At 68.4% G+C, this 2,434-nt stretch carries 3 protein-coding genes; 2 read left to right on the top strand and 1 reads right to left on the bottom strand.

All coding sequences use genetic code 11. The annotated features are described in order from the left end of the window. The coding region (locus VGT00_10105; GenBank protein HEV8531756.1) for a hypothetical protein at window positions 1–389 on the bottom strand (389 nt) is incomplete at its 3' end. Window positions 390–711: 322 nt separating this feature from the next. On the opposite strand from VGT00_10105, the gene VGT00_10100 reads away from it, so the two are divergent. Both VGT00_10100 and VGT00_10095 read left to right on the top strand, forming a co-directional pair. After that, window positions 712–1,608 (top strand): hypothetical protein, encoded by an 897-nt coding sequence (locus VGT00_10100; protein HEV8531755.1) that lies wholly within the window; start codon window positions 712–714, stop codon window positions 1,606–1,608. A 101-nt stretch (window positions 1,609–1,709) separates the two neighbouring features. Continuing rightward, window positions 1,710–2,434: CoA transferase (locus tag VGT00_10095; GenBank protein HEV8531754.1), on the top strand; the 725-nt coding region annotated here is incomplete at its 3' end.

The following is a 2,434-nucleotide window of genomic DNA, read 5'->3' as shown; positions in this document are numbered from 1 at the left end:
GCAAGCAAGACGCCCGAGATCAGAAGTAATGTACTTCGCGCGGAAGATTCTGGATCGCGACGGAGGGCGTGCGCGGCCGCGGCGCCCAGGAGCGCCACCGCGATGCGGATGAGGCCGATCACGCCGACCGTCGAGCCGAGCATGGCGCCTAGCGGCCAGCCGGCATCGTCTCCCAGGGCTTTGGCCAGGACGACGAGCACGCCGGCTTGCGCGGCGGCGGCGAGGAGGGCGCCGAACGTGATGAGGGCGAGCACGCGATCGAGCACGCTGGCAGGCTCTCGCGGGCGCGACGGGCGCAAGACGGCCAGCGCGAAGATCGCCCCGCCGAGCGAGACCGCTTGGCCCACGAGTCCGGCCGCGCGCAGCCATAGCAACAACAGCGAGATCACAGGGCTGCTACGGTAGCACGGGCCGCGGGTGGCGAGCCGGCTTGGCACATGCGATGCAGTTCAGGAATCGGAAGGCTGCGCCTGGCAATGGAGACAATTTTCGGAATCGGGCTCGTCGCGGCGGCCTTCGTCATGGGTCGGTGAGAAAGCCTTTGTTCTTCAGCCTCCTGTCCTGTCTCATCGGCATGGCCGATGTCATGGTTGCTCACGTGGCGGACCCGCCCCCAGCCCGGCCTCTGAAATTTCTACCGCATCGCGGGGGGTGTTCTTACACGGTCGTTGAGAAGGCGACCGTACCTGTTGAGAGAAGGCGATTGCTTCCATGACATGCGAGGAAGCTCGCGAGTGCTTTCTCCTCTTTCGCGAGGGCAAGATCCGCCTGACCGAGCTGGCGGCGGTCGAAGCCCACATCAATGAGTGCGCCACGTGTCGTGGAGAGCTCGAGAGGCTCCAGGAAGAGAAGCCCCCGGCCCGGGCCTCGAGGGGCCCGAGCGGGGACGCATCCAGGTCCGCCGTTCTCAGGGAGGGGCTCCGCCGGCGCCGCCTGCTCGTCTTCACGGTGCTGGCCAGCGCCGCGGCCGTCGTGATCCTCATCGCGCTTGCCTTTCATGTCTATCAGCAAAGGCAAGAGCACCGCATCGCCTTGGAGGAGGCGGCGGCCGCCGGCAATCGCTACGAGCCTCGGGAGCCTGCCACCCCGGAATCGCCGGCCCCGCCTTCATCGCCCGCTCGGCCCAAGGCCGTCCCTCCCGTCGCGCAGACTCTTCGCCCTGAAGTGGCAGGCCGATCGGCCGACCTCGGGCCCAAGAGGGCCGTGCCCCTTCCATCGCCACCGCCGCCGGCTGACCGTGGCGCGCGTCAGAAGCCGACGGCGAGCGAGGCCTCGCCGGGCGTGGCTTCCCGGGGGCAGAGGGAGGCCGCCCCGCCGGCCGCTCCCGCGCCAAGGCTCGATGTGGTCGTCCAGCTTTCCGTCAAGGATCGAAGCACGGCCGAGCGTGATCTTTCGACCCTGCTCGCGCGAGTCGGCGCGACCCAGGTGCGCCGGCAGCGCGACTTCACCTTCGTCGCCATCGTCCCGCAATCGCGCTACGGCGAGTTCACCCGGGGCATGGCCCAGATCGGCTCCTGGCAGATGGAGACCGATCGATCCACGGTGCCCGACCCGGTCCACATCGCGGTCAGGCTCGTATCACCCGGGTCGCGTCGCTCCGGCTCCTGACGGGGTCAGGTCTTGCAATGCAACATCTGAGGCGATCGTTTTACCCTCTGTCGTATTGCAAGACCTGACCCCGGCGCGATGCGGTCCTAGGATTGGGCGCGATGAGCGGAGCGCTTGACGGCCTCAAGGCTCTCGACCTGGCCACCTTCGTGGCCGCGCCCTTCTGCTGCACGCTCCTCGGCGAGCTGGGCTGCGAGGTGATCAAGGTCGAGCAGCCCGGGATTGGGGACGACCTCCGACGTCTCGGACACACTCCGGCGGAGGGGATCTCGTACATGTGGCTGGTCGAGGGCCGCAACAAGAAATCCATCACCTGCAACCTGCGCGAGCCCGAGGGCCAAGCCCTCATCACGCGGCTGGCCGCCGGGGCCGATATTCTCGCCGAGAACTTCCGGCCAGGGACCATGGAGAAGTGGCGTTTGGGCTATGCGGAGCTGTCGGCGGTGAACCCGCGGCTGGTCATGGTGCGGATCTCGGCCTTCGGCCAGACGGGCCCGAGCCGCGAGCGGCCGGGGTTCGGCCGCATCGCGGGCGCGGTGAGCGGCGTCAGCTATATCTCCGGCTTTCCTGATCGCCCGCCCGTCTCGCCGGGAACGCCGACCATTCCCGACTACCTCGCCGGCGTGATGGGCGCCTTCGGCGCCCTCGCCGCCATCGAGAGCCGTCATCGCACGGGGCTCGGCCAGGTGATCGACGTGGCCCTCTACGAGCCCATGCTCCGGATGCTGGACGAGATGATCCCCGTCCACGCCGCGCTCGGAAAGATCCGCGAGCGCATCGGCTCGGGCACGGAGTACGTGGTGCCCCACAATCACTACCGGGCTCG

It is taken from the genome of Candidatus Methylomirabilota bacterium, assembly GCA_036002485.1.
Taxonomy (GTDB): Bacteria; Methylomirabilota; Methylomirabilia; order Rokubacteriales; family CSP1-6; genus AR37.
The sequence above is the reverse complement of the archived record's forward strand: the minus strand, read 5'-3'. Positions and strand labels throughout refer to the sequence as shown.

Coding starts and splice junctions, on each gene's coding strand:
- VGT00_10100 (HEV8531755.1), top strand. CDS start 712: ATGACATGCGAGGAAGCTCGCGAGTGCTTTCTCCTCTTTCGCGAGGGC.